The sequence below is a fragment of the Nocardioides ochotonae genome, assembly GCF_011420305.2.
GTDB classification, from domain to species: domain Bacteria; phylum Actinomycetota; class Actinomycetes; order Propionibacteriales; family Nocardioidaceae; genus Nocardioides; species Nocardioides ochotonae.
On record NZ_CP061769.1, the window covers coordinates 2,875,254 to 2,901,597 of the forward strand.

The window sequence follows — 26,344 nt, forward strand, 5'->3', positions numbered from 1 at the left end:
TCAGGCGTGGGCGACCAGCCCGAGCTCGGTCGGTGCCACCAGCAGCGGGTGCCGCGGCAGCACCCGCACGGTGTAGCCGACCGCGCCGGCGCGGTCGAGCACGACCTCGCCGTCGTAGCGGTGCCGCCCGCCCTCGAAGTCTCCTGCCGGGACCAACACCGTGGTCGCCGGGTCGAGCAGGTCACCGGTCTGCGAGAGGGCGCCGTGCACCAGCTGCACCTCGACGTCGTCGGGGGCGAGCCGGCCGAGCGCGACGTAGGCGCTGACCCGCACCACGTCACCGACCCGGGGCTCCTCGCCGAGGCCGTCGGCCTCGACGTGCTCGACGCGGACCTCGCGCCAGCCCTCGCGCACCCGCCGCTTCCAGTCCGCCAGCCCGCGCGCGGCGTCCGCGTCGAGGCGCCCGGCCGAGGCGGCGGCGGGTGCGTAGAGGGCGCGCACGTAGTCGCGCACCATCCGGGTGGCCAGCACCTTCGGGCCCAGCGAGTGCCAGGTATGGCGCAGCATCTCCACCCAGCGCTGCGGGACGCCGTCGGCGTCGACGTCGTAGAAGCGCGGCGCGACCTCGCCCTCCAGCAGGTCGTAGAGCGCCTCGGCCTCCAGGTCGTCGCGCCGCTCGGTGTCCTCGATGCCGTCGGCCGACGGGATCGCCCAGCCGTTCTCGCCGTCGTACCACTCGTCCCACCAGCCGTCGAGGATCGACAGGTTCAGCCCGCCGTTGAGCGCCGCCTTCATGCCGGAGGTGCCGCACGCCTCGTAGGGACGCAGCGGGTTGTTGAGCCACACGTCGCAGCCGGGGTAGAGCGGCTGCGCCATCGCGATGTCGTAGTCGGGCAGGAACACGATGCGCCGGCGCACCTGCGGGTCGTCGGCGAAGCGGACCAGCTCCTGCACCAGCCGCTTGCCGCCGTCGTCGGCGGGGTGCGCCTTGCCGGCGACCACCAGCTGCACCGGGTGCTCGGGGTGCAGCAGCAGGCGCCGCAGCCGCTCGGGGTCGCGCAGCATCAGCGTCAGGCGCTTGTACGACGGCACGCGGCGCGCGAACCCGATGGTCAGCACGTCGGGGTCGAGCACCCCGTCGGTCCAGGCCAGCTCGGCCGGGGCCGCACCGCGCTCCTCCCACGAGGCGCGCAGCCGGCGCCGGGCCTCGGCCACCAGGCGCTCGCGCAGCCGGCGCTTGAGCGACCACAGCTCCGGGGCCGGGACCTCGTCGACGAGCGCGTCGAAGCTCTCCGGGTCGGCGCCCTCCCCCTCGACGTCGACGCCGTAGCGAGCCGCCAGCTCGAGCAGCTCGCGGGCGACCCAGGTCGGTGCGTGCACGCCGTTGGTGATCGAGCCGATCGGCACCTCGGCCTCCTCGAAGGCCGGCCACAGCCCGCGGAACATGTCGCGGGAGACCTCGCCGTGCAGCGTGGAGACGCCGTTGGCGCGCTGGGCGAGCCGGAAGCCCATCACCGCCATGTTGAACACCGCCGGGTCGCCACCGGCGTAGTCCTCGACGCCGAGGGCCAGCACCTGCTCCCCTGGGACGCCGGGGGTGACCCCGCCGGTGCTGAAGTACTGCTCGACCAGGGAGCGCGGGAACCGGTCGATCCCGGCCGGCACCGGGGTGTGGGTCGTGAAGACGGTGGAGGCGCGGCTCACCTCGAGCGCGGCGGCCAGGTCGAGACCCGGGCCGTCGGCGTCGGCGCTCAGCTCGCGCAGCCGCTCGACGCCGAGGAAGCCCGCGTGCCCCTCGTTGGTGTGGAACACCTCGGGGGCGGGGTGCCCGGTGATCCGGGAGAAGGCGCGCAGCGCCCGGACCCCGCCGACGCCGAGCAGGATCTCCTGGCGCAGCCGGTGCTCGGAGCCGCCGCCGTAGAGGCGGTCCGTGACCTCGACGTACTGCTCGGGGTTGCCCGCGACGTCGGTGTCGAGCATCAGCAGCGGCACCCGCCCGACCTGGGCCACCCAGATCCGCGCGAGCAGGTCCGGCCCGGCCGGCATCGCCAAGCGCACCACCGCCTCGGTGCCGTCGTCCTCGCGCAGCACCGTGATCGGCGCGCTGGCCGCGTCGAGCGTCGGGTAGGACTCCAGCTGCCAACCGTCGCGGGCCAGCGCCTGGCGGAAGTAGCCGTGGCGGTAGAGCAGGCCGACACCGACGATCGGCACGCCGAGGTCGCTCGCGGCCTTGAGGTGGTCGCCGGCGAGGATCCCGAGGCCGCCGGAGTACTGCGGCAGCACCGCGGTGATGCCGAACTCCGGGGAGAAGTAGCCGATCGCGGCGGGCAGCCGGTCCCCCGCGGCCAGCCGGCGCTGGTACCAGCGCTCGCCGGTGAGGTACGCCGTCAGCGCGGCGCGCGCCGCGGCCAGCCGCTCCAGGAACCCGGCGTCCCCGGCCAGCTGGGCCAGCCGGTCCGGACCGACCGCCGACAGCAGCGCGACCGGGTCGTGGCCGCGGGCGTGCCACAGATCGGGGTCGACCTCGGCGAACAGGTCCTGGGTCGGTGGGTGCCAGACCCAGCGCAGGTTGAGGGCGAGCTCGCCCAGCGTGGCCAGCTCGGCCGGCAGGACGGGGCGGACGGTGAGTCGTCGGATGGCGCGCACCGCTCGACCGTAGCCCAGCAGCCGCCGCCCGGTCAGGCGTCTGCCGCCCCCCGCGTGACGGTCCCGGGTCTTTCACGTGACATCGCGGCGACGGCCCGTCGTGTCGCCCGCGTGACAGCACGGATCGCGCCACACTCGCGGCACCGGAACCGACACCCGACGCTTCCGGACCCGAGGCTGGACGACGGCATTGGGTACAGGCCCCCGGGTCAGCGCCTCCCCCGTGGGTGCCCCCTCAGCAAGGTTGGAGCAATGGTCGGACGCATCCCCGTCATGAACGTCCATCCCCTCGTCGATCTCGGCCGCCAAGCGGCCAAGGCCACCGTCGGCGAGCCACTGCCCGTGCGGGCGACGATCTTCCGGGAGGGCCACGACCGGCTCGGGGCCGACGTCGTGCTCACCGGGCCCGACGGCGTACGACGGCCGCCGGTGCGGATGACCCCGCACCCGGACGTGCCCGACCGCTACGAGGCCGAGGTGGTGCCCGACGCCGAGGGAACGTGGACCTTCGAGATCCAGGCATGGTCGGACCCGATCGCCACCTGGCAGCACGCCGCCGGGCTGAAGATCCCGGCCGGCGTGGACGTCGAGCTGATGTTCACCGAGGGCCGGCTGCTGCTCGAGCAGGTGCTCGCGGGTCTCGAGAAGGGCTCCCCCGCCCTCCCCGTCGTGAAGGCCGGCCTCCAGGCCGCCACCGACACCTCGCGCCCGGTCGAGGCCCGGCTGGCCGCGCTCCAGGACCCCGCGCTCGAGGCGGTGCTCCACGCCCACCCGGTGCGCGAGCTGCTCACCGTCGAGGGCCCGTTCCCGGCGTACGCCGACCGGGCCAAGGCCCTGTTCAGCAGCTGGTATGAGTTCTTCCCGCGCTCCGAGGGCGCCGTCGAGGACCCGCTCACCGGGCAGGTCGCCTCCGGCACCTTCCGCACCGCCGCCAAGCGCCTGGACGCGGTCGCGGAGATGGGCTTCGACGTCATCTACCTGCCGCCGATCCACCCGATCGGCGAGGTCAACCGCAAGGGCCCCAACAACAGCGTGCTCACCGAGCCCGGCCCCGCGCCGGAGGACTGGCCAGGCTCGCCGTGGGCGATCGGCTCGCGCCACGGCGGTCACGACGCGATCCACCCCGACCTCGGCACCCTCGAGGACTTCGACGCCTTCGTGGCCCGCGCCCGCGAGCTGGGCCTCGAGGTCGCCCTCGACCTCGCCCTCCAGGCCGCGCCCGACCACCCGTGGGTCACCTCGCACCCGGAGTGGTTCACCACCCGCGCCGACGGGACCATCGCCTACGCCGAGAACCCGCCCAAGAAGTACCAGGACATCTACCCGGTCAACTTCGACAACGACCCCGAGGGCATCGCCCAAGAGGTCCTGCGGATCGTGCGGCACTGGATGTCGCACGGCGTGCGGATCTTCCGCGTCGACAACCCCCACACCAAGCCGCTGAGGTTCTGGGAGTGGCTGCTCGCCGAGGTCCGGCGCACCGACCCCGACGTGATCTTCCTGTCCGAGGCGTTCACCCGCCCGGCGATGATGCACGGGCTCGGCGCCATCGGCTTCCACCAGAGCTACACCTACTTCACCTGGCGCACCGCGCGCTGGGAGCTGGAGGAGTACCTCCGCGAGCTCGCCCACGAGTCCGACCACCTGATGCGCCCGAACTTCTTCGTCAACACCCCCGACATCCTGCACGCCTACCTGCAGTACGGCGGGCCGGCGGCGTTCAAGGTGCGCGCGGCCATCGCCGCGACCGGCTCGCCCTCGTGGGGCGTCTACGCCGGCTACGAGCTCTACGAGCACGTCGCGGTACGCCCCGGCAGCGAGGAGTACCTCGACTCCGAGAAGTACCAGATCCGCATCCGCGACTGGGACGGCGCCGCGGCCGAGGGTCGCACGCTCGCGCCGTACCTCACCAGGCTCAACGAGATCCGGCGCCGCCACCCCGCGCTCCAGCTGCTGCGCAACGTGGCGATCCACTCCAGCGACGACGAGAACATCCTGGTGTTCTCCAAGACCTGCGCCGACCCCCAGCGCCCCGGAGACCCCGAGGACCCCGGCGACACCGTGATCGTGGTGGTCAACCTCGACCCGCACGGCACCCGGGAGACGACCGTCCACCTCGACCTGCCCGCGATGGGCATGGACGTGGGCGAGGTCTTCGGCGTCCACGACGAGATCACCGGGCAGGACTGGACCTGGAGCCAGCACAACTACGTCCGCCTCGACCCCGCCCACGAGCCGGCCCACATCCTCAGCGTCAGGAGGACGCGTTGACCGCTCCCAGCGACCCCGCCCACCCACGCGAGCCCTCCACCCCGAAGGACGACGCCCTGAACCTCCTCCCGCACGACGAGACACAGCCCGACGACGCGCAGCCCGACGAGACCGGGCGGCCCGCCGACTCCGAGCCACCCGCACGCAGCGAGTCCGGGGCGCACGTGAGCCCGATGGGCCAGAGCCCCGAGGGCGACCCGTTCCCCGACGACCAGACGAGCACGCCGGACTGGTTCAAGACCGCGGTGTTCTACGAGGTCCTGGTGCGCTCGTTCCGCGACTCCAACGGCGACGGCATCGGCGACTTCCGCGGCCTCACCGAGAAGCTGGACTACCTCCAGTGGCTCGGCGTGGACTGCCTGTGGCTGCCGCCGTTCTTCTCCTCGCCGCTGCGCGACGGCGGCTACGACGTCTCCGACTACACCAACATCCTCCCCGAGATCGGGACGGTCGAGGACTTCCACCACTTCCTCGACGAGGCGCACGCGCGCGGCATGCGCGTGATCATCGACTTCGTCATGAACCACACCAGCGACCAGCACCCGTGGTTCCAGGCCAGCCGAGAGGACCCGGACGGGCCGTACGGCGACTTCTACGTCTGGTCCGACACCGACGAGCTCTACTCCGAGGCCCGGATCATCTTCGTCGACACCGAGCCCTCGAACTGGACCTGGGACCCGGTGCGCCAGCAGTACTACTGGCACCGGTTCTTCAGCCACCAGCCCGACCTCAACTTCGACAACCCCGCGGTCCACGACGCGATCCTCGAGGCCATCGCGTTCTGGTTCGACATGGGCCTGGACGGCTTCCGCCTCGACGCCGTGCCGTACCTCTACGAGCGGCCCGGCACCAACGGCGAGAACCTCCCCGAGACCCACGACTTCCTCAAGAAGGTGCGTCGCTACGTCGATGAGAAGTACCCCGGCAAGGTGCTGCTGGCCGAGGCCAACCAGTGGCCCTCCGACGTCGTGGACTACTTCGGCGACTACGAGTCCGGCGGCGACGAGTGCCACATGTGCTTCCACTTCCCGGTGATGCCGCGCATCTTCATGGCGGTGCGCCGGGAGTCGCGGTTCCCGATCTCGGAGATCCTCGACCAGACGCCGCCGATCCCGAGCGGCTGCCAGTGGGGCATCTTCCTGCGCAACCACGACGAGCTGACCCTGGAGATGGTCACCGACGAGGACCGCGACTACATGTGGAACGAGTACGCCAAGGACCCGCGGATGAAGGCCAACATCGGCATCCGCCGGCGCCTGGCGCCGTTGCTGGACAACGACATCAACCAGATGGAGCTGTTCTGCGCGCTGCTGCTGTCGCTGCCCGGCTCGCCGGTCCTCTACTACGGCGACGAGATCGGCATGGGCGACAACATCTGGCTCGGTGACCGCGACGGCGTGCGGACCCCGATGCAGTGGACGCCGGACCGCAACGCCGGGTTCTCCTCGGCGACCCCGGGCAAGCTGCACCTGCCGCTGAACCACGACCCGGTCTACGGCTTCCAGTCCGTCAACGTCGAGGCCCAGCTGGAGAACACCTCCTCGCTGCTGCACTGGACGCGCCGGATGATCCACGCGCGCCGCAACCACGCGGCGTTCGGGCTCGGCTCCTTCGTGGACCTGGGCGGGTCCAACCCCTCGGTCCTCAGCTATGCCCGCGAGCACGAGCGCAGCGACGGCAGCCGCGACGTGATCGTGTGCGTCAACAACCTCTCCCGATTCCCCCAGCCCGTCGAGCTGGACCTGCGCCGTTTCGAGGGGATGATCCCCGTCGAGCTGCTCGGGGGCGTGCCGTTCCCCCGCATCGGCGAGCTGCCCTACCTGCTCACGCTGAGCGGCTACGGCTTCTACTGGTTCCGGCTCTCCGAGTCCGACAAGAACGAGGAGGCGACGTTGCTGTGACTCCCCCTTCCAGCCCGTCCAGCCCGTCCAGCCCGTCCAGCCCGTCCAGCAGTTCCAGCCACTCCAGCACCCATCTCGACCCCCAGATCTTCGCCGACTACCTGGTCAAGACCCGCTGGTTCGCCGGCAAGGGGCGCTCCTTCACCGTGAGCGGCATCCGGCGCCTCGGCGACGTGCCGGGCACCGGCGAGGTCGAGCCGCGGGTGGTCAACCACCTCGTCGAGCTCACCTACGACGACGCCCCCGGCGGGGAGGCGGCCACCGAGCTCTACCAGGTGCCGCTCACCCTGTACGCCGAGCCGGTCGAGCGCCTCGACCACGCCTTCATCGGCTGGTGGGAGGAGCCGGGCCGCGGCTGGGTGCACGCCTACGACGCGCTGCACGACCGCGACGCGATGGCCGCCTGGCTGCGCACCTTCGTCGACGCCGTGCCGGTCGAGGGCGGGGTGTGGACCGACCCGGCAACCGGGCTGGTCTTCCACCGCACGCCGGGCCACGACCTCGACCCGCACGCCACCGCGGCGCTCTTCTCCGGCGAGCAGTCGAACTCCACGGTGCTCTTCGGCGACCACGCGGCGATGAAGCTGTTCCGCAAGCTCACCCCCGGCGCGAACCCGGACATCGCCGTCCACGAGGCCCTCACCCGCGCCGGCTCCGACCACGTCGCCGCGCTCTACGGCTGGGTGGAGTGGAGCGACCCCGAGGGACAGCACGGCGCGGGCGACCCCGAGGGCGAGCACGCCGCCGACGACCCCGGTGGGCCGGAGGCACCGGTGCTCCAGCTGGCGATGCTGCAGCAGTTCCTGCGCACCGGCACCGACGGCTGGGACCTGGCGCTGGCCAGCGTGCGTGACCTGTTCGCCGAGGCCGACCTGCACGCCGAGGAGGTCGGCGGCGACTTCGCCGGTGAGGCGGCCCGGCTGGGCGAGTCCCTGCGGGAGGTGCACGGCGTGCTCGCCACGCAGTTCGGCCGCTCGCAGCGCGACGCGGGCTCGCTGGCCGAGGCGATGACGCAGCGGCTCAGCGACGCGCTCGCCGTCGTACCGCCCCTGGAGGCGTACGCCGAGACGCTGCGCGCGGCGTACGACCGGCTGGCCGGGCTGGGCACCATCGAGGTGCAGCGCGTGCACGGCGACCTGCACCTGGGCCAGACCCTGCGCACCTCCGGCGGCTGGAAGATCGTCGACTTCGAGGGCGAGCCCGCCCGGCCGCTGGCCGAGCGGCAGCTGCCCGACTCCCCCTGGCGCGACGTCGCGGGGATGCTGCGCTCCTTCGACTACGCCCCGCAGGTGGTCGGCCGCTCGCTGGCCGAGGAGGACCCCGAGGGCGCCGCCCAACGCGCCTACCGGGCCGAGGAGTGGTCCGAGCGCAACAAGGAGCACTTCCTCCAGGCCTACGCCGGCGGCCCGCTGACGCCCGAGCAGCGGGTGCTGCTCGACGCCTACATCGCCGACAAGGCCGTCTACGAGACCGTCTACGAGACGCGCAACCGGCCGAGCTGGGTGACCATCCCCCTCACCGCGATCGCGAGGATCGGAGCCTCATGAACAACCGCCCCACCGAACGTCCCACCGAGCGGGCCGCCGCCGCGCGCCGCCCTGTGGACCGCAGCGAGCTCGACCTGCTGGTCCGGGGCGAGCACGGCGACCCGCACAGCATCCTCGGCGCCCACCCCTACGAGGGCGGGGTGACGGTGCGGGTGCTGCGCCCGCTGGCCTCCTCGGTCACCGTCCAGTACGCCACCCCCGACGGGCACGCCGCGACCCGCCTCGAGCACGAGTACGAGGGCGTCTGGGTCGGCGTGCTGCCGGTCGCCGACGTGCCGGACTACCGGATCTCGGTCGCCTACGACGGCGACCCGAGCGTCGTCGACGACCCCTACCGCTTCCTGCCGACGCTCGGCGAGGTCGACCTGCACCTGGTCAACGAGGGTCGCCACGAGGAGCTGTGGCGGGTGCTCGGCGCCCACGTGCGCCACTACCCCAGCGTCCTCGGCGAGGTCACCGGCACCTCCTTCGCGGTGTGGGCCCCGCACGCCCGCGGGGTCCGGCTCAAGGGCGACTTCAACGCCTGGGACGGGCGCGAGCACCCGATGCGCCAGCTCGGCTCCTCCGGCGTCTGGGAGATCTTCGTGCCCGGCGTGGGCTCCGGCGCGGCGTACAAGTACGCCGTGCTGGGCGCCGACGGGGTGTGGCGCGAGAAGGCCGACCCGATGGCCACCTGGGCCGAGGAGCCGCCGAAGACCGCCTCGCGGGTCTTCGAGTCCTCCTACACCTGGGGCGACGAGGAGTGGATGCGCACGCGGGGCGAGCAGCCGGCCGTCGCCCGGCCGATGTCGACCTACGAGGTGCACCTCGCCTCCTGGCGCCGCGACCGCTCCTGGGAGCAGCTGGCCGAGGAGCTCCCGGCGTACGTCGCGGAGCTCGGCTTCACCCACGTCGAGCTGATGCCGGTGATGCAGCACCCGTTCGGCGGGTCGTGGGGCTACCACGTCACCTCCTACTTCGCCCCGGACTCGCGCTTCGGCGACCCCGACGGCTTCCGGCTGCTCGTCGACCGGCTGCACCAGGCCGGGATCGGCGTGATCCTGGACTGGGTGCCCGGCCACTTCGCCACCGACGAGTGGGCGCTGGTCCGCTTCGACGGCACCCCGCTCTACGAGGACCCCAACCCGCAGCGCGGCTGGCACCGGGAGTGGGGCTCGCACATCTTCAACTTCGGGCGCCCCGAGGTGCGCAACTTCCTCTACGCCAACGCCATCTACTGGCTCGAGGAGTTCCACGCCGACGGCCTGCGCGTGGACGGCGTCGCCTCGATGCTCTACCTCGACTACTCCCGCGCGGAGGGCGAGTGGACGCCGAACATCCACGGCGGGCGGGAGAACCTCGAGGCGGTGCAGTTCCTCCAGGAGATGAACGCCACCGTCTACCGCCGCGTCCCCGGCATCACCACGATCGCAGAGGAGTCGACCTCCTGGCCGGGCGTCACCAAGCCCACCTCCGAGGGCGGCCTGGGCTTCGGCTTCAAGTGGAACATGGGCTGGATGCACGACTCGCTGGGCTACCTCCAGCGCGACCCCGTGCACCGCGTGCACCACCACGGCGAGATGACCTTCTCGCTCGTCTACGCGTGGTCGGAGAACTACGTCCTCCCGATCAGCCACGACGAGGTCGTCCACGGCAAGGGCTCGCTGCTGCGCAAGATGCCCGGCGACCGCTGGCAGCAGCTGGCCGGCCTGCGCGCCTACCTCGCCTTCATGTGGGCGCACCCCGGCAAGCAGCTGCTGTTCATGGGCGCGGAGATGGGCCAGGAGTCGGAGTGGGCCGAGTCGCGCGAGCTGGACTGGTGGCTGCTGGACCACCCCGAGCACCGGGGCGTGCACTCGTTGGTGCGCGACCTCAACACGACGTACGCCGCGACGCCGGCGCTGTGGGCCCAGGACCACGAGCCGGCCGGGTTCACCTGGCTGGACGCCAACGACGCCGAGCGCAACGTGTTCTCCTTCGCCCGGCGCGCGCCCGGCGAGCCCGACCTCGTGTGCGTGGCCAACTTCGCCGCGACACCGCACCACGGCTACCGGCTCGCGCTGCCCGCGGCCGGGCGCTGGGAGGAGGTGCTCAACACCGACGCCGCCACCTACACCGGCTCCGGCGTCGGCAACCTCGGCGCCGTGACGGCCCTCGAGGGCGAGCACCTCGGCCACCCGGCGCACGCCGACATCGTGGTGCCGCCGCTGGCCACCGTGTGGCTGCGGCGCGTGGACTGATCGCCGCGTCGTGCCCGGACCGGTCCGCTCCCATCCGGACCGGTCCGGGCAGCGGCGGCTTTCGCCTCGTGGCTAGGGTGGCGGCGTGACCGAGCAGCCCAGCCTCACCGACGGGACGGTCACGCTGCGTGCGTGGCGCGAGTCCGACGTGGAGGTCGCGATCGCAGGCCATGACGAGCCAGTCCTGCACTGGCTCGGCGTCGCGGAAGGCCCCAGCGCCGACCAGCATCGACAGGCGATCCGGGTCTGGACCGAGCGCTTCTCCACCAGCAACCGCATCGGCTACGCCATCGAGGTCGGCGGCCAGCTGGTCGGCGGCTGCCAGGTGCGCGTCGACGACCACAGCACCGGCGAGCTCCAGTGGGTGCTGTACGCCGGCCACCGCGGCCAGGGACACGCCACCCGGGCGGTGCGGGTGCTCTCCGACTGGGCGCTCACGGCCGTCGGCCAGGGCGGCCTGGGCCTGACCCGGGTCGAGGCCCACGTCGAGCCCACCAACGAGTCCGCGCTGCGCGTCGCCAGCCGCGCCGGGCTGCGCCGCGAGGGCGTGCGCCGCATCGTGGCCGGCACCGGCGAGCAGCCGGCCGCCACCGAGTACGTCGTGCTCGCCCGGCTCGCCGACGACCCGCCGGTGAGCGACCCGTCGAGCTTCCGCTCGCTGCTCAACTCCTTCCTGCCCCGCAAGCGCGCGATCGGGCAGATGCTGCTGCGCGACACCTCCGGGCGGGTGCTGCTGTGCAACCTGACCTACAAGAAGGACTGGGACCTGCCCGGCGGCGTCGTCGAGGTGGGCGAGTCCCCGCAGCTGGCCGCCGCCCGGGAGGTCGAGGAGGAGCTCGGGCTGGTCGTGAAGCCGGGCCCGCTGGTCCTCACCGACTGGCTGCCGCCGTGGAGCGGGTGGGACGACGCGCTGTGCCTGGTCTTCGACGGGGGCGTGCACGACCCCGCGATCCTCGACCGTGCGGTCTACCAGGCCCGCGAGATCCGCTCGGCGGAGTTCTGCACCCTCGAGCAGGCCACCGAGCGCTGCGCGGACTTCACCCTGCGCCGCCTCACCGCCGCCCTCGCCAACATCGAGCGCGGCGGCCCGGCGTACACCGAGTCCGGCCGCTGACCCCTTCCCCCGGGTCGGGGCTGATGGTTGCGTGAGCGGCGCTCGTGGTTGCGCTCAGCGGGCCGCGCGCTCCGGCACCGGCAGTGGTACGACGCCCGCTCGCGCGCGCGCCGGCCGGAGGGCGACCAGCACGCCGACGACGAGCAGCAGCCCACCGAGCGCCTCCCCCGCGCTCGGGACCTGGGCGAGCAGCAGCCACGCCGACACCATCGCCACGACCGGCGCCAGCAGCACCCACGGCACGACCGCCGCGGACGGGTTGCGGGCCAGCAGCGAGTTGAAGATGCCGTAGCCCACCAGGGAGGCCAGCCCGGCGGTGTAGAGCGTCGACACCAGCGCCTGCCACCCGAAGGAGCCCAGCCCCTCGGTGACCGCCGCAGGTCCGTCCAGGACGAGTGACAGCGCGAGCAGCGGGACCGGGACCACCACCGCCGACCAGACCGTGAGCCCGAACCCGCCCGGCACCCGGGCCGCACGCGACACGACGTTCCCGATCCCCCAGGACAGTGCGCCGGCCAGGCAGAGCAGCAGCGCGACGAGCGGGACCTCCCCGCCGCGGCCCAGCGCGACCACGACCAGCCCGACCACGCCGAGGAGCACCCCGGCGCCCTGTGCGCGGGTGGGCCGCTCACGCAGCACGCCCGCCGCGATCACGATCGTGAACACCACCTGGGCCTGGAGCACCAGGGCGGCCAGGCCGGGCGGCAGCCCGGCCGCCATCGAGACGTAGAGGAAGCCGAACTGCCCGGCCGACATGAACAGCCCGACGGCGGCCAGCACCCGCCAGGAGACGTCGGGCCGCGGCACCAGCAGCACCGCCGGGAAGACCACCAGCACGAACCGGCAGGCCAGGAACAGCAGCGGCGGCACCTCGCCCATCCCCCAGTCGATGACCACGAAGTTGAAGCCCCACAAGGAGGCGACCAGAGCGGCGAGGAGGGAGTCGCGTCGGTTCACGACGACAGCCTCGCGGAGAGTGACCGTGCAGCACCAGCGAACAGTTGTGAACGTTTTGCTTTAGCGTTGCTTCATGATCGATCTCGACGCCGTCGTCGCCCTACGGGCCGTCGCGACCCACGGATCCGTGAGCGCGGCCGCGGCCTCGCTCGACTTCACGCCCTCCGCGGTCTCCCAGCAGATCAAGCGGCTCGAGCGCAGCACCGGCGTACCGCTACTGGAGCGGGTCGGGCGTGGCGTCGTGCTCACCCGTCACGGCCGTCACCTCGTCGAGAGCAGCACCCCGCTGCTCGCCGGCCTGGAGGAGCTGGAGAGCGGGCTGCACCGGCAGGCGCGGACCGTGGCCGGACGGCTGCGGGTGGCGGCCTTCTCGACCGCCATCTGCGGGCTGGTGGCCCCGGTCGTGCGCGACGTGCTCGACGCCCACCCGGACCTCGCGGTCACCGTGTCCGAGCGCGAGCCCTGGGACGCCGTCGACTTCGTCGCCACCGATCAGGCCGACCTCGGGATCGTGCACCAGTGGGGCGACGTACCGCTCGTCGTGCCCGACCACGTCGCGATCACCCCGCTCGCCGACGACCGCGCCGACGTCGTGGTCCACCGGGAGCACCCGCTCGCCGGTCGCGATCGACTGAGCCCGCGCGACCTCATCGACGAGGGCTGGGTCGCCACCCCGCGCAGCACGATCTGCCGGCAGTGGCTGGAGCGGATGTACGTCGGCACCGGCCACCTGCCCCGCGTCGTGCACGAGTCCTGGGAGTTCGACGCCCACCTGGCGATGGTGCGGGCCCGGCTCGGCATCGCGCTCGTGCCGCGGCTGGGCCGCTCACCGCTCGGTGCCGACCTGTGCGCGGTGCAGATGCACGACCCGGTGCCGGTACGCCGGGTGCTCGCGGTCCACCGGCGCAGCATGACCAGCTCCCCCGCGCTCGGCGCGATGCTCGAGGCGCTGCTCGCGGCGCGGTGACCCGGGACGGTGTACGGCCCGCACCATGGGTGCCGACTCGCGCAACCATTGACCCCGACTCGGCGAGCAGCGGTGGGGTGGGACTCAGCAGCGGGCGAGGCTGCGGGCGTAGCCGATCGCGCTGCCGTGGTCGACGCCCGGCCCGCTGATGCCGGTGCCCATCAGGTGGCCCGGCTTGACGACCAGTGACTTCGTGCCGGAGATCGAGCCGCCCGTGGCGCGGACGGTGACGCTGCCCGAGCCACCGGTGAGCCGCATCAGCGTGCCGCGGTAGACCTGGCTGGACGCCCGGTTGTCCAGGCGCACCCGCACCCGGACGTCGCCGCCGCCGAGCGGGACCTTGCAGACCTGGACCTTGACGCCGTTGGCCTTGGAGCCGGTCGTCCAGGCCGCCTGGGCCGGCGGAGCGAGGAACACGCCGGCGGCCAGGACAGAGGCGACGGCCGAGGCCGCCAACGCCAGGCGGCGGGGAGAACGAGAACGGGACGGAGCAGGGAGGGCGCGAGGCATGCCCGAAGCCTAACCGCCGACCGCCGACCGAAACCCCGTCCCGCCCGGCCCCTCAGGCCTCGACGAGGTCGCGCGCGAGCGTCGTCGCGCCGACCACCGCGGCCGGCATCACCAGCACCGCGCCCAGCGGCACCAGGAAGCAGGCCTGCACCGACAACCCGAAGCCGAGCACCTGCAGCCGGTGGCCGCGCAGCAGCCGGGACCGCGCGTGACCGTCCAGGCCCCGGGCCTCGAGCGGGCGGCCGAGCAGCTCACCGGCCAGGAACCAGGCCGAGAGGCAGAACCCGCCTGCCAGGGCCGTCAGGGTGCCGACCACCGGCACCAGGCCGACCAGCACCACCCCCACGGTGGTCGCCAGGCCGAGCACCACCAGCGCGACCCCGTCCCCGAGCGAGCGCAGCAGCCCGACCTCGCTCTCGGGCACCGGGCCGCCCAGGGCCGCCTCCGTCTCCCGCCAGATCCGGGCGTAGAACGGGTCCCCCACCAGCAGCGTGAGCGACACGAACGTCGCCGCCGCGAGCACCACGAAGCCGGCCAGGACCGCCAGCGCGACGGTGACCCGGACGACCCGGCGCACGGTGACGGAGGAGTCGTCGACGAACGGCGTCGCCCAGCCGACCAGGTCGCCGATCACGACGAGGAGCACGACGAACGCCGCGAGCAGCACCAGCAGCACCGCGACGGCCGGCACCAGGCCGAGCAGCATCAGGCCCGGACGCCGGCGCCACATGCCGAAGCCGCGCACGAGGTGCCCGGGCCCCGAGCGCCTGGCGACGCCCGCGAGCGCCGTGCGTCCAGGAGCGCCCGCACCCCCGGCCGGGGTCGCCCCGTGCTCAGCCACGGCCGCGGCTCAGAAGAGCGCCGAGGCGAGGTTCTGCCGGCCCCGCAGCACCCGCGGGTCGTCGTTGCCGACGGCGGCGAACAGGCCCAGCAGGTGGTCGCGGGCGCGGGTGCGCTCGGCCCCCGCCGTACGACGCACGAGGTCGACGAGGCGGTTGAAGGCGTCCTCGACGTGGCCGCCGAGCATGTCGAGGTCGGCGACCATCGTCTGGGCGTCGATGTCGTCGGGGTTCGCGGCCGCGGCGGCGCGGGCGGTGTTCAGGTCGACGCCCTGGGTGCGCTGGAGCACCTTGGCCATCGCCAGGCCGGCGGCGGCCTCGGCGTCGGCGGGGTTGGCGTCGACGAGCTTCTGGTACTCCGCCACCGCGCGGTCGATGTCGCCCTCGCCGAGCGCGTCCTGCGCCGCGGCGTAGCGCGGGTCGACCTGCTCCTCCTCGCCCTCGGCCGCGGCGACGTGGCGCGGCTGGTGGCGGTCGGTGATGCCCTGCACGGTGAGCTGCTGGGCCAGCTGGGTGAACATCGCGCGCAGGTCGGCCACCGGGACCGGGCCGGGGATCGGCTGGGTCGCCGGGCGACCGTCGAGCAGCACCAGCATCAGCGGCACCTGCGGGATCTGCATGGCCTGCGCGATCTGCGGCGACGCGTCGACGTCGATCAGCGCGGCCAGGAACCGGCCCTCGTGCTCGGAGACCACCGCCGCGACGTCGGCGGCGAACGTGTCGCCCGCAGCCGCCTGCGAGGGCGAGTGGAAGACCAGCACGACCGGCGCGGTCATCGAGGCCTCGAGGGTGCTCTGGAAGTTCGTCTCGTCGACCTGCACGACGTACGCCGAGGCGCCGGCGGGGGCGCCGGATCCGCCGGGCGCCGCGGGGGCCGGGCCGCCCGCGGGAGGCGGCGTCGGGGCCGGTCGCTTCAGCGCCGACAGGTCGATGGCACCGGGACGGGAGAACGGCTGCTGCGTCATGGCCCACATCCTAGGGAAGAGGGCCTCGTCCGCGCCGCTCACGTCCGCGCGGGCGGGCGTCCAGGGGTCAGCCGGCGCCCGGGCGGGCGGCGAGCAGCTCGTCGGCCGCCGCGTAGGGGTCGCACTCCCCCGCCGCGACCCGGGCCGCGAGGGCGTCGAGCTCGACCCGACCGCCGAGGCCGCCCCAGGCGGTCCGCATCGCGGTCAGCGCGATCGCCTCGATCTCCGCGCGGGCGCGCCGCTCCCGGCGCCGGGCGAGCTCGCCGGTGTCCTGCAGCCAGGCGTGGTGCTCCTCGAGCGCCTCGACGACCTCGACCACCCCGGCGCCGCTGCGGGCCGAGGTCGCCAGCACCGGCGCGCGCCAGGCGTCCGGCTCGCGCTCGGCGAGCGCCAGCATCGAGCGCAGGTCGCGGCGCACCTGCTCGGCGCCGTCGCGGTCGGCCTTGTTGACGACGTAGACGTCGCCGATCTCGAGGATCCCGGCCTTCGCGGCCTGGATGCCGTCGCCCATGCCCGGCGCCAGCAGCACCACCGTGGAGTCGGCCTGGGCGGCGATGTCGACCTCGCTCTGCCCGACGCCGACGGTCTCGACGAGCACCACGTCGTACCCGGCGGCGTCGAGGACCCGGATCGCCTGCGGCGTCGACCAGGCCAGGCCGCCGAGGTGGCCGCGCGCGGCCATCGAGCGGATGAAGACGCCCGGGTCGGCCGCGTGGTCCGACATCCGGACCCGGTCGCCGAGCAGCGCGCCGCCGGAGAACGGCGAGGAGGGGTCGACCGCGAGCACGCCGACCCGGCGCCCGGCGTCGCGGAAGGCCCGCACCAGGGCGCTGGTGGAGGTGGACTTGCCGACGCCGGGAGCGCCGGTCAGCCCGATCACGCGGGCGCGTCCGGTGTACGGCGCCAGGGCGGCGCCCACCTCGCGCAGCAGCGGCGACTCGTCCTCGACGAGCGAGACCAGGCGCGCCACCGCGCGCGGCTCGCCGGCGCGTGCGGAGGCGACGAGGTCGGGGACCGACGCCTGACGGCGCCGGCCCCCTCTCGCCTCACCGCTCGGCCCGCCCTCGCCGCTCGGGGAGGTCGTGCCGCTCGGGGAGCTCACGGCAGGTCAGGCCTGCGGGACCCGGACGATCAGCGCGTCACCCTGGCCGCCACCGCCGCACAGCGCCGCCGCACCGAGGCCGCCACCGCGCCGCTTGAGCTCGAGGGCGAGGTGCAGGACGATCCGGGCGCCGGACATGCCGACGGGGTGGCCGAGCGCGATCGCGCCGCCGTTGACGTTGACCTTGGCCTCGTCGAGACCCAGCTCGCGTGCCGAGGAGATACCGACCGCGGCGAACGCCTCGTTGAACTCGACCAGGTCGAGGTCGGTGGGCGCGATCCCCTCCTTCTCGCAGGCCTTCGCGGTGGCCGCGGCGGGCTGGAGCTGGAGGGTCGAGTCGGGGCCGGCGACCTGGCCGTGGGCGCCGATCTCGGCGAGCCACTCCAGGCCGAGCTCCTCGGCCTTGGCCTTGCTCATCACGACGACGGCGCAGGCGCCGTCGGAGATCTGCGAGGACGACGCCGCGGTGATCGTGCCCTCCTTGCTGAAGGCGGGGCGCAGCCTGCCGAGCGACTCGGCGGTGGTGTCGCCGCGGACGCCCTCGTCCTCGGAGACCACGACCTCGCCCTTGCGGGTCTTCACCGTCACCGGCACGACCTCGTCGGCGAACACGCCGTTCTTCCAGGCCAGCGCCGCCTTCTGGTGCGACTGGGCGGCGAACTCGTCCTGCTCCGCGCGAGTGAGGTTCTGCGCCGCGGCGTTGCACTCCTCGGTCAGCAGGCCCATGGCCTGGCTGGTGAACTGGTCGAAGAGGGCGTCGTAGGCCATCGAGTCGACCAGCTTGACGTCACCGAACTTGATGCCCTCGCGCGACTTGGGCAGGAAGTGCGGGGCGTTGGTCATGGACTCCATGCCGCCGGCCACGACGATCTCGCACTCCCCGGCGCGCACCAGCTGGTCGGCCAGCGCGATCGCGTTGACGCCGGACAGGCAGACCTTGTTGATCGTGATGGAGGGGACGCTCATCGGGATGCCGCCGGCGACGGCCGCGGTGCGCGCCGGGTTCTGCCCGGCGCCCGCCTGGATGACCTGGCCCATGACCACGTAGTCGACCTGCTCGCCGGTGACGCCGGCCTTCTCCAGGGCGCCCTTGATGGCGACGCCACCGAGGTCGGCGGCGGAGAGGTCCTTCAGGCCGCCCGAGAGACGACCGATCGGGGTACGGGCCCCGGCGACGATGACAGTTGCGGACATGGCGGATTTCCTCCAGTGGTCGCCGGCCGCGGGGCGGACCGGTGGTCGGGGCGATGCCCGCGACACTACCCACGACGTTGCGGGGTGGCGAGGCACGTCCGGACGGCCCGCCTGAGGCTCTTCTCACAACCCGTCGAAAGCCGAGGGGGCGAGCCGTCACCATGTCGACATGACCAGCCTCGACATCCCCGCGCACCTGTTCACCCACATCGACCACGTCGGCATCGCCGTGCCCGACCTGGACGCCGCGATCGCCTTCTACCGGGACACCTTCGGGATGCGCCTGGCCCACCAGGAGGTCAACGAGGCCCAGGGCGTGCGCGAGGCGATGATGGCGGTCGGCGAGTCCGGCTCCTGCATCCAGCTGCTCGCCCCGCTCGACGAGACCTCGACGATCGCCAAGTTCCTGGACCGCTCCGGTCCCGGCCTCCAGCAGCTCGCCTACCGCGTGACCGACATCGAGCAGGTCAGCGCGATCCTGCGCGAGCGCGGCCTGCGACTGCTGTACGACGCGCCGCGCCGCGGCACCTCGGACTCCCGGATCAACTTCGTGCACCCCAAGGACGCCGGCGGCGTGCTGGTCGAGCTCGTCGAGCCCGCCCCGGCCGCGCACTGATCCCCCGCTGATCGCGTACCGACCTGGGGGCGGGGCCTACGGGCCCCGCCCCCAGATTGGTTGAGACCTGCGCCACACCCCATGTTCAGACTTGGTTACTCGTGGGTATCTTCGCGGGAACACCGACCTAGGAGCTCCCGTGCAGCAGATTCTCGACGCCATCCAGGCCGACGACGCCACGCCCCAGGACTTCGCCTCCCTGCCCCTCCCCGAGTCCTACCGCGCCGTGACGGTGCACAAGGACGAGGTGGACATGTTCGAGGGGGTGTCCAGCAAGGAGAAGGACCCGCGCAAGTCCCTGCACGTCGACGAGGTGCCGCTGCCCGAGCTCGGCCCCGGTGAGGCGTTCGTGGCGGTGATGGCCTCCGCGATCAACTACAACACCGTGTGGACCTCGATCTTCGAGCCGGTCTCGACCTTCGGGTTCCTCGAGCGCTACGGGCGCACCTCCCCGCTGGGCAAGCGCCACGACCTGCCGTACCACATCGTGGGATCCGACCTGTCCGGCGTCGTGCTGAAGACCGGCCCCGGCGTCACCAAGTGGAAGCCGGGCGACCGCGTGGTGGCGCACTGCCTCTCCGTGGAGCTCGAGGGCCCCGACGGGCACAACGACACGATGCTCGACCCCGAGCAGCGGATCTGGGGCTTCGAGACCAACTTCGGCGGCCTCGCCGAGGTCGCGATGGTCAAGGCCAACCAGCTCATGCCGAAGCCGGAGCACCTCACCTGGGAGGAGGCCGCCTCGCCGGGGCTGGTGAACTGCACGGCGTACCGCCAGCTGGTGAGCAAGAACGGCGGCGACATGAAGCAGGGCGACAACGTCCTGATCTGGGGCGCCTCGGGTGGCCTGGGCGGCTTCGCGACGCAGTACGCCCTCAACGGCGGCGCCACCCCGATCTGCGTGGTGTCCAGCGAGGAGAAGGCGGCGATCGCGCGCTCGATGGGCGCCGAACTGATCATCAACCGCGCGGAGGAGGACTACCGCTTCTGGAACGACGAGGGCACCCAGCAGGACCCCCGCGAGTGGAAGCGGTTCGGAGCGAAGATCCGTGAGCTGACCGGCGGCGAGGACATCGACATCGTCTTCGAGCACCCCGGGCGCGAGACCTTCGGCGCGAGCGTGTTCGTGACCCGCAAGGGCGGCACCATCACGACCTGCGCCTCGACCTCGGGCTACATGCACGAGTACGACAACCGCTACCTGTGGATGAACCTCAAGAAGATCATCTCCAGCCACTTCGCGAACTACCGCGAGTCGTGGGAGGCCAACCGCCTGATCGCGAAGGGCGCGATCCACCCGACGCTGTCGCGCACCTACAAGCTCGACGAGACCGGTCAGGCTGCGCTCGACGTGCACCACAACTTGCACCAGGGCAAGGTCGGCGTCCTCTGCCTGTCTCCCCAGGAGGGCCTCGGCGTGCGCAACGCCGAGCTCCGGGCCCAGCACGAGGCGGCGATCAACCGCTTCCGCGGGGTCTGACGGGCTCGCCGGGCCCCCGCGGGCGCCACCCGTCCAGACATCTGTGAGGAACCCCGTCCGCCCCTCGGGCATCGGGAGTGGCGGGTGGGTTCTTCACCGTCCATCGGGGAGGATGGGGGGCAGCGCGGGGGTGCCGGCACGCACCGGTCCACACCGTGACAGCGATCCACCCGATCTCAGTGGAAGAGGAACTCGATGAGCGACCAGGGTCTGTCCATCTTCGACGACGAGCCGGAGCGCGGCACCTCGCCGGACGCCGACAAGACGCAGGTCATCCCCGTCGTCAAGAACCCGTCCCCAGCCCCGGGTCCGTCCCAGCCGGCCGGGCGTCCCGCCCCACGACCGGCCGCGCAGCGCCCCGCCGCTCCGGCCGCCGCCGTACCGCCTCCGCCCGCGCCCGCCGCTGCCGCACCTCGTGCCGCGGCGGCGCCGGTCGAGCGCTTCCCCATCGTGCGCCGCAACGGCTACGAGCCCAGCGCCGTCGACGCCCGACTCGCCCAGCTCGCCGCTGAGCGCGCCGGGCTCGCCTCCGGCCTGACCCAGGCCGAGCAGCGCACCGCCGCACTGCAGGCCGAGCTGGAGCGGGCCCGCGAGCAGCTCGCCGAGGTCGAGAACCCGTCGTACGCCGGCCTGGGCGGGCGCGCCAGCGCCATGCTGCGCCTCGCCGAGGAGGAGGCCGCCGAGATCCGCGAGACCGCGCTGCGCGAGGCCTCGGAGATCCGCGAGCAGGCCACCCGCGACGCGAAGGCCACCCGTGCCGACGCCGCCCGCGAGGCCGAGGACATGCGCGTGGTGCAGCTCCAGGAGCTCGACGAGCAGCGCACCCGCGCCATGGCCGACGCCGAGCAGGAGCGCGCGCTCGCCCGCAGCGAGGCCGAGGACCTGCGCGCCTCCGCTCGCCGTGAGGCCGAGCAGCTGCGCCTGGCCTCCCAGCAGGAGGCCACCGAGCTGCGCACCACCGCCCAGCGCGAGGTCGAGCAGGCGCGCGCCGCCGCGGACCGCGAGGTCCAGGAGGCCCGCCGGATGCTGGCGGTCGAGAAGGAGCGCCTGGCCCGCGAGGCCACCGACTTCCACCAGAGCGCCACCGCGGAGACCCGCAAGCTGGTCGAGGAGGCCGAGGCCCGCGCCACGGCCGCCGAGGAGCGTGCCCGCCAGGCGAACCTCCAGGCCAGCGAGCAGCGCAGCCACGCCCAGGCGGAGGCCGAGGCGCTGCTGGTCCGGGCCCGCCGCGAGGCCGAGCAGATCGTGACCTCGGCGCGCAGCCAGGCCGACTCGATCAGCTCCACCGGCCAGGCCGAGGCCGAGCGCGAGCTCGCCGCCACCCGTGCCGAGCTGGACCGCCTGCGCCGTCGCCGCGACGCCATCACCGCCCAGCTCGCCTCGCTGCGCGACGTGGTCGCCGGCTTCGGCGACGACGACTGACCCCACCCACACTCACGAGCGCCGACTCGGCCCCCATGGTGGGCCGAGTCGGCGCTTGTGGTTGCACGAGTCGGCGCTTGTGGCGCGGGCGCGGGCGCTTCCCACGGACTGTCGACGCTTCGCACGTCGTACGACGCGTGTGGAGCGGCAATAACCCCGCGTTGCAGCTGGCGCGGGCGGCACCGCCTCAGATCGTGGGCTCGACGCGCACGACGGTGCGCTCGCCGGCCTGGACGCCGACCACGCCGACGAGCACCAGCAGGCCACCGGCGAGCTGGACCCAGCCGGGCAGCTCGTGCAGGAGCAGCCAGGCGAACCCCACCGCGGCGACGACCTCGAGCAGCGCGACGAACGACGCCAGCCGGGAGCCGAGCCGCCGGCCGGCGGCGATGCCGGTGGTGTAGGCGATCGCCGCGGTGACCACGCCCAGGGCGACCAGGGGGACCCACCAGGAGACCTCGCCGACGGCGTACTGCGCCGGGGTGGTCCCCGCCGACATGGGCAGTACGCCGAGCACCGCGAGGGTGCCGAGGACGACGGTGCCGACCACCAGCCCGCCGGCAGCGAGCACCATCGGCGGCAGCCCGAAGCTCTCGTCGGCGGAGATCACGAAGTAGGACGCGGCCCCCACCATCGCACCGAGCGCCCACAGCACGCCGACGACGCTCAGCTCGGCGCCGGAGAACACATCGAGCACCAGCACCAGACCGGCGACGGACACGGCCGCGCCGGTGAGTGTCACCGCGCCCGGACGGTGGCCGTGGCGCAGCCACATCCAGCCCACGACGGCGGCGGGGGCGGTGTACTCGATCAGGAGCGCCGGCGCCACCTGCATGTGCTGCACGGCCGAGAAGTAGCAGAACTGCGCCCCCGCGACGGCGAGCAGGCCGTAGAGAGTCACGACGCCGGCGTTGTCGCGCAGCAGCGACCACCGCCCGCGCAGGGCCACGAGCCCGAAGGGCAGCACCAGGAGCGCGGCCATGCCGACCCGCACCAGGACGACGGCTCCGGGGCTCCAGCCCGTGTCGAGCAACCCCCGCGCGAGCGAGCCGGACATGCCGAAGCTGAGAGCGGAGGCCACGGCGAAGCCGAGGCCGGTCGCCAGACGCCGCCCGGCGGCCGCCGAGACCGTCGCGTCATGGGTCACTGATGCCATGGTCCCTGACGCTAGGCGTTGGGCGGTAACCTGTCAAAGTGACCTTCGCTCATGACACCGCCGTGTCCCTGCAGGCCGCCGCCGCTCTCGCGAACTCCGCCCTGCCCCCCGACACCCTGACGTCCGTCGCCGATCTCGACGAGTTCTACGCCGCCTGGGAGTACACCGGCCGGCGCGAGGGGACGCGCGCCGAGCTCGACGACGTGCGCGCCCTGCGCCCGCGGCTGCGCGAGCTGCTCACCGCCGAGCGCGACGCAGCCGTCGACCTGGTCAACGCGATGCTGCGCGAGGGGGCGGCGCTCCCCCAGCTGGTGCGCCACGACGACTGGGACTGGCACCTGCACGCGGTGGATCCCGACGCCCCGCTGGTGACCCGCATCTGTGTCGAGACCGCGATGGCGATGACCGACGTCATCCGTGCCGACGAGCTGAGCCGCCTCGGCGTCTGCGCCGACGAGGACTGCGAGGGCGTCGTCGTGGACCTCTCGCGCAACCGCTCCAAGCGGTTCTGCTCGGTGGCCTGCGGCAACCGCAACGCCGTGGCCGCCTACCGCGCCCGCCAGTCCTCGGTCCCGGCCGGCTGAGCCGCGCCGCTCAGCACCACCGACGCACACCGCGCGGCGACACCGCCCGATCGCGCAGCACGACCGCCCACGCCGCGGCGCGGTTCCGGCAGGTCCGCCGGAAGTCCCGGGCGCGGTACTCCACCGCCAGCACCCGCCGACCGTACGACGCCGCGTAGCGCCTGCACTCGGCGTAGCGCCCGCACTCCTCGGCCACCGCGAAGTCGAAGCCGAGCCGCGAGCCGCGCAGCCCCGGCAGGTTCTTCTGCCCGACAGCCAGGCCGGCCGCGTGCGCGTCGCGGATGAGCAGCCGCGCGAAGGCGACGGCCTGCCCGCGGGTCAGCAGCCCGCGGCTGCGGGTGAAGGAGTCGAGGTTGTCGAGCTCGACGGCGTCGAAGCCGTCGCGCGCGCAGGCGCGGGTCCAGCGCCCGACCACCCGCGCCAGCCGCTCGCGCGTGGCCGGCGTACGCAGGTCGAGCAGCCACTCGCCCCACTCCGTGTCGGCGACCGGCCGGCCGTCCTGGCGCAGCACCAGCCCCGGTCGCGCGCGCCAGAACCGGCGCTCGTCGGGCTGGGTCTGGAAGCCGTTGACGTAGCAGACGTTGTAGCGCCCGGGCACCGGCTCGGCGCCCCGGTCGCGCACCACGATGCCGACCCGCGCCGGCACCGCCCGCACCCCGCCGAGCTGGTAGTCGGCGTCCGTGCCGACCGGCAGCGCCCGTGGCCGATCCGCATCCGCCGACGGCCCGGCGGCCGCGCCAGCTCCCGGCACCCCGGCGAGCAGCACGAGCAGCACCAGCAACACGAGGGCACCGAGCGTGGTCCCCCGCCGCGGGGTCACCTCAGAAGTCGAAGCCGTCGAACATGTCGCCCAGGCCCTCGCCGATCCCGCCGAACATGTCGCCGAGACCCTCGCCGACCTCACCGATCGCGTCGAAGCCCCCGAACGCGCCGAACATCAGGCCCATGAACATGAAGTCCATCGCCTGGAACCCGCCGAAGTAGCCGGCGGCGTACGGCTGGTAGGCACGCCCGCCCTCCCAGTACGGCACCCGCTTGGCACCGACCATGACCTGACGGGTGTCCGGCGCCGCTCCGGCCCGGACCCGCTCGACGTCGAGCGCGCAGGCCGGCACCTCGCGCTCGGCACCGCCCGCCGGCGTCCACGAGACGTCGGCGACCGACAGCCCGTGACGGGGGTCGAAGAAGCACGGCGGGCGCCGGGTGGGCAGCGGCTGGCCGTGCACCCGGGCGCGCACGCACGCGATCGCATAGCGACCGTCCTCGATGATCTCGGTGACGTGCTTGACCTCCTCGGGGGCAGTGAGCGCGTCACCGGCGGTCTTGGCGGCCTCGTAGGCGTCGAGCGCGCGCTGGTAGTCGGCGTTCGCGCCGGCGTCGAGGTGGTGCCCGGCGAGCTCGAGGTCGAGCTCCTGCAGGTCGACGCCGAAGGCGGTGATGTCCTCGAAGGTCAGCTTGCGCACCGGAGCGAGCTCGGCCTCGCGGCGCTCGAGCTCACGCGCCTTGCGACGGTTCGAGGCGACGACGACCACGGCCACGACGGCGGCGACCACGACGAGAACGACCAGCCACTTCATGGTCCGACACTACGACGTCGCGGCAACCCCGCGGGCGGTGTGGTGGGGTGTCGAGATGCGCTCCCCGATCCCGGACTACCTGACCGAGGTGCTCGACGCCTGCACCGACGACACGGAGGGCGAGCTGGCCGCCTACATCCCCGAGCTGGCGCAGGCCGACCCCGACCGGCTCGGGCTGGCGCTGGCGACCGTCGACGGCCAGGTGTACGGCGTGGGCGACCACGACGTCGCCTTCACCATCCAGTCGATCTCCAAGCCCTTCGCCTACGCCCTGGCCATCGCCGAGCACGGCCTGGACGCGGTGCTCGAGCGGGTCGGGGTCGAACCCTCGGGCGACGCCTTCAACGAGCTGTCGCTGGAGCTGGGCACCGGGCGTCCGTTCAACCCGATGATCAACGCCGGCGCGCTGACCGCGCACGCCCTGCTCGACGACGAGACCGTTCAGCGCGGGTTCTCCGCCTTCGCCGGCCGCAAGCTCGAGGTCGACGAGACCGTCCTCGCCTCCGAGCTCGCCGAGGCCGACCGCAACCGCGCGATCGCATTCATGCTGCGCAGCCACGGCATCATCGAGGCCGACGCGCAGGAGGTGGTCGAGGGCTACACCCGACAGTGCTCGCTGCTGGTGACCGCGCGCGACCTGGCGGTCATGGCCGCCACCCTCGCCAGCGGCGGGGTGCACCCGGTGACCGGCGAGCGGGTGGTCGCCCACGCCGTCACCCGCCAGGTGATGGCGGTGATGGCGACCTGCGGCATGTACGACGCCGCGGGCGACTGGTTCACCAGCGTCGGCATCCCGGCCAAGAGCGGCGTCGCCGGCGGGCTGATCGGCGCCCTCCCCGGCCAGGCCGGCCTGGCGACGTTCTCGCCGCGCCTGGACCGCCACGGCAACTCGGTGCGCGGCGTACAGGTCTTCGAACGGCTCTCCCGTGACATGGGCATGCACCTCATGGAGGTGCCGCCGCCGGCCCGCTCCCTGATGCGCAGCCGCACCCGGATGCCCGGCGACGCCGGTGAGGGCTGGGTCTTCGAGCTCGAGGGCTCGGTGAACTTCGTGGGCATGGAGCGGGTGCTACGCGACCTGTCCGACGAGCCGCCGTCGAACCGGGGCGTGCTACTCGACCTGACCCGGGTCACCGAGGTCCGCGACGTGGGCCGGCGCATGCTCCTGGAGGCGGTACGCCGCCTGGTGCACGACGGTCACGAGGTCACGCTCGTGGACCCGGACGCGATGCTCGAGGCGTTCCCCGACGACCACGCCGACGGCGACCTGGACGCCGGCGACGGGGTCCACGTGCCGGTGCGACGCAGCCGCTGAGGGCCCTGTGCCACGATCGGAC

21 protein-coding genes are annotated in these 26,344 nt (G+C 73.3%); 11 read left to right on the top strand and 10 right to left on the bottom strand.

What is annotated here, in order from left to right:
- Entirely contained in the window at positions 1-2,586 is a 2,586-nt protein-coding gene (gene glgP, locus HBO46_RS13955) for an alpha-glucan family phosphorylase (protein WP_166140587.1), read from the bottom strand.
- A gap of 252 nt (positions 2,587-2,838) precedes the next feature.
- Between glgP and HBO46_RS13960 the strand changes: the two genes are divergently transcribed.
- The 5 genes from HBO46_RS13960 (at position 2,839) to HBO46_RS13980 (ending at position 11,638) form a co-directional block, all read left to right on the top strand.
- Positions 2,839-4,857, top strand: a complete 2,019-nt coding sequence (locus HBO46_RS13960; protein ID WP_166140586.1) for an alpha-1,4-glucan--maltose-1-phosphate maltosyltransferase — start codon at positions 2,839-2,841, stop codon at positions 4,855-4,857.
- A gap of 173 nt (positions 4,858-5,030) precedes the next feature.
- Complete coding sequence (gene treS, locus HBO46_RS13965) at positions 5,031-6,758, top strand: maltose alpha-D-glucosyltransferase (RefSeq protein WP_166140707.1); 1,728 nt, start codon at positions 5,031-5,033, stop codon at positions 6,756-6,758.
- Positions 6,755-8,305: a maltokinase N-terminal cap-like domain-containing protein gene (locus HBO46_RS13970; RefSeq protein WP_166140585.1), complete on the top strand. Its 1,551-nt coding sequence runs from the start codon at positions 6,755-6,757 to the stop codon at positions 8,303-8,305. Before treS ends, HBO46_RS13970 begins: the two co-directional genes overlap by 4 nt.
- Complete coding sequence (glgB, locus tag HBO46_RS13975; protein WP_166140584.1) at positions 8,302-10,524, top strand: 1,4-alpha-glucan branching protein GlgB; 2,223 nt, start codon at positions 8,302-8,304, stop codon at positions 10,522-10,524. The genes HBO46_RS13970 and glgB overlap by 4 nt, the downstream gene beginning before the upstream one ends.
- Before the next feature lie 85 nt (positions 10,525-10,609).
- Entirely contained in the window at positions 10,610-11,638 is a 1,029-nt protein-coding gene (locus HBO46_RS13980) for an NUDIX hydrolase (RefSeq protein WP_166140583.1), read from the top strand.
- Positions 11,639-11,692: 54 nt separating this feature from the next.
- On the opposite strand, the gene HBO46_RS13985 is transcribed toward HBO46_RS13980, so the two are convergent.
- Positions 11,693-12,595, bottom strand: coding sequence for an EamA family transporter (locus HBO46_RS13985; RefSeq protein WP_166140582.1), 903 nt, complete (start codon positions 12,593-12,595; stop codon positions 11,693-11,695).
- Positions 12,596-12,668: 73 nt separating this feature from the next.
- Between HBO46_RS13985 and HBO46_RS13990 the strand changes: the two genes are divergently transcribed.
- On the top strand, positions 12,669-13,562 hold the full coding sequence (locus HBO46_RS13990; protein WP_166140581.1) for a LysR family transcriptional regulator: 894 nt from the start codon (positions 12,669-12,671) through the stop codon (positions 13,560-13,562).
- 84 nt (positions 13,563-13,646) lie between these two features.
- Here the strand turns inward: HBO46_RS13990 and HBO46_RS13995 are convergent, their stop codons facing one another.
- From HBO46_RS13995 to HBO46_RS14015, 5 genes are all read right to left on the bottom strand, one after another.
- Positions 13,647-14,072, bottom strand: coding sequence for a hypothetical protein (locus tag HBO46_RS13995; protein WP_166140580.1), 426 nt, complete (start codon positions 14,070-14,072; stop codon positions 13,647-13,649).
- Positions 14,073-14,124: 52 nt separating this feature from the next.
- Positions 14,125-14,913 carry an EI24 domain-containing protein gene (locus HBO46_RS14000; RefSeq protein ID WP_166140579.1) on the bottom strand — a complete coding sequence of 263 codons (789 nt, stop codon included), beginning with the start codon at positions 14,911-14,913 and terminating at the stop codon, positions 14,125-14,127.
- Between the two features lie 9 nt (positions 14,914-14,922).
- The gene (locus tag HBO46_RS14005) at positions 14,923-15,876 is read right to left on the bottom strand and encodes a tetratricopeptide repeat protein (protein ID WP_166140578.1); all 954 of its coding nucleotides are present in this window, start codon (positions 15,874-15,876) and stop codon (positions 14,923-14,925) included.
- Positions 15,877-15,943: 67 nt separating this feature from the next.
- Positions 15,944-16,978: a methylmalonyl Co-A mutase-associated GTPase MeaB gene (meaB, locus tag HBO46_RS14010; RefSeq protein WP_166140577.1), complete on the bottom strand. Its 1,035-nt coding sequence runs from the start codon at positions 16,976-16,978 to the stop codon at positions 15,944-15,946.
- A 6-nt stretch (positions 16,979-16,984) separates the two neighbouring features.
- Complete coding sequence (locus HBO46_RS14015; protein ID WP_166140576.1) at positions 16,985-18,172, bottom strand: acetyl-CoA C-acetyltransferase; 1,188 nt, start codon at positions 18,170-18,172, stop codon at positions 16,985-16,987.
- 169 nt (positions 18,173-18,341) lie between these two features.
- Between HBO46_RS14015 and mce the strand changes: the two genes are divergently transcribed.
- The 3 genes from mce (at position 18,342) to HBO46_RS14030 (ending at position 21,690) form a co-directional block, all read left to right on the top strand.
- Complete coding sequence (gene mce, locus HBO46_RS14020) at positions 18,342-18,788, top strand: methylmalonyl-CoA epimerase (RefSeq protein WP_166140575.1); 447 nt, start codon at positions 18,342-18,344, stop codon at positions 18,786-18,788.
- A gap of 139 nt (positions 18,789-18,927) precedes the next feature.
- Positions 18,928-20,268, top strand: a complete 1,341-nt coding sequence (gene ccrA, locus HBO46_RS14025) for a crotonyl-CoA carboxylase/reductase (protein ID WP_166140574.1) — start codon at positions 18,928-18,930, stop codon at positions 20,266-20,268.
- 195 nt (positions 20,269-20,463) lie between these two features.
- A complete protein-coding gene (locus tag HBO46_RS14030) occupies positions 20,464-21,690 on the top strand; it encodes a coiled-coil domain-containing protein (protein WP_166140573.1) in 1,227 nt (408 codons plus the stop codon).
- Between the two features lie 187 nt (positions 21,691-21,877).
- On the opposite strand, the gene HBO46_RS14035 is transcribed toward HBO46_RS14030, so the two are convergent.
- Positions 21,878-22,846, bottom strand: a complete 969-nt coding sequence (locus tag HBO46_RS14035; RefSeq protein ID WP_166140572.1) for an EamA family transporter — start codon at positions 22,844-22,846, stop codon at positions 21,878-21,880.
- 38 nt (positions 22,847-22,884) lie between these two features.
- Here HBO46_RS14035 and HBO46_RS14040 point away from each other — a divergent pair, with 38 nt between their 5' ends.
- Complete coding sequence (locus HBO46_RS14040; RefSeq protein WP_166140571.1) at positions 22,885-23,430, top strand: CGNR zinc finger domain-containing protein; 546 nt, start codon at positions 22,885-22,887, stop codon at positions 23,428-23,430.
- A 10-nt stretch (positions 23,431-23,440) separates the two neighbouring features.
- Here the strand turns inward: HBO46_RS14040 and HBO46_RS14045 are convergent, their stop codons facing one another.
- Both HBO46_RS14045 and HBO46_RS14050 read right to left on the bottom strand, forming a co-directional pair.
- Entirely contained in the window at positions 23,441-24,250 is an 810-nt protein-coding gene (locus HBO46_RS14045; protein ID WP_166140570.1) for an endo alpha-1,4 polygalactosaminidase, read from the bottom strand.
- 1 nt (position 24,251) lies between these two features.
- Positions 24,252-25,007: a hypothetical protein gene (locus tag HBO46_RS14050; RefSeq protein ID WP_166140569.1), complete on the bottom strand. Its 756-nt coding sequence runs from the start codon at positions 25,005-25,007 to the stop codon at positions 24,252-24,254.
- On the opposite strand from HBO46_RS14050, the gene HBO46_RS14055 reads away from it, so the two are divergent.
- A complete protein-coding gene (locus HBO46_RS14055; RefSeq protein WP_224769077.1) occupies positions 25,006-26,322 on the top strand; it encodes a glutaminase in 1,317 nt (438 codons plus the stop codon). The genes HBO46_RS14050 and HBO46_RS14055 overlap by 2 nt on opposite strands.
- Positions 26,323-26,344 lie beyond the last annotated feature (22 nt).